Genomic DNA, 1310 nt, shown 5'->3' on the forward strand with positions numbered 1-1310 from the left:
TCACTAAAGGCGCGAAACTGGCTTGCTGAAAACCATAGAATCTCCCACAGGGTCCCTGCTAATTCAATGAGTCATGTGCAGCCTAAGAGAGATTGCCTAGCCCTTTGGGCTGCGCTGTCGCGTAGAAAACTGAATTCGCAAGCGGCCCGCGTACCCTGTGGGAGCGGCTTTAGCCGCGAAGAATCCAACGCGGTGCATGGCACCGGCTGCGCCGGTGTTCGCGGCTAAAGCCGCTCCCACAGAGTCCCCGCTAATTCGATGAGTCATATGCAGTTCTGCGAGAGCTGGCATGCCGGCGATAGGGCGAGAGCAAGCAGTGCAAGACAGTAATCTCACGGGGCGGTCCTCGACTCCAGATCCATTTCCGCTGGCCACGCTACTCGGGGTGCCAGGCGCAGGGCGAACTCACACCAGAGCACATCGTTGTGATCCTTGGGGGGGGCGGGTGGTGGCAGGGCTGAGGGGCCTTCCTGCATGTAGGTGCAGATGTAGGCCCAGGCATGTTCATTGGCGCCCATCGTGACCAGAGGAAAACGGTCGATGACATTGTTTGTGCCTGGTGCAACGATGGAGAGTGTGACACCCCATTTGAAAATTAACCCACCGTTTGGCAGTGCGCCGGTCTGGGACCAGCGCTCGGCGCGGACTTGGGACCAGTCGTAGCAAACTGTTTCTACTTTCCAGTTCGTGAAGGGGTTCCACCAGCAGTACTTGAAATTGTATGCATACAATTTTTTACGTACTCGGTTGAGGCGAAGGGGTTCATCTCGGGGTGGGGATATGCTTACTCGAAGGCAAAATACGGATGCCCATACTCCGCATGCAAGTATTAATATATCAACTAGCACGGATTCGAAGTCTCTCTGCTCTAAGTTGGAGTTTATGAAGCTGAGCAGAGGGGTGGTGATGGCGATAGTTGGAAGCGAAAGGAAAGCCATTACTTCTCTTGCCCAACCGAGGGGTCTGGGTACTTCAAGGTAGATAAGATCCTGATGGTTAGGGGATTGATTGCCCAGGCTGGCTTCGATCGCAATGGGAGTGTCAGGATGGGGTAGGTCCTCTATCCATCCTGTACATGGCGGGTTAAGGTGCGGGCGGGCCATTAGAATAGACTCCTTAGCGAGGATAGATTGTTTTATCTCATTGTCACTTTTGCATAAACTGACATGTCATGCTTGTTGGGCCAATAAGTGAGCGTTAGCTCAATAGCTTTTGTGCAATGGTTATCCAGTAGTGGAATTGAAGTGCTGATGTGTGAATCGCCCCTGGTTTCGTAGACACCTCCAAGCCTCATAATGAGGCCCAAATAG

1 protein-coding gene is annotated in these 1310 nt (G+C 53.2%); it reads right to left on the reverse strand.

Translation table 11 applies throughout. From position 1 onward, the window contains the following. Window positions 1–332: 332 nt before the first annotated feature. Complete coding sequence (locus tag MJ643_RS30350) at window positions 333–1103, reverse strand: DUF6708 domain-containing protein (protein WP_247727277.1); 771 nt, start codon at window positions 1101–1103, stop codon at window positions 333–335. Between the last annotated feature and the right edge of the window lie 207 nt (window positions 1104–1310).

The sequence above is a fragment of the Pseudomonas sp. PNPG3 genome (assembly GCF_023093815.1).
Taxonomy (GTDB): Bacteria; Pseudomonadota; Gammaproteobacteria; order Pseudomonadales; family Pseudomonadaceae; genus Aquipseudomonas; species Aquipseudomonas asiatica.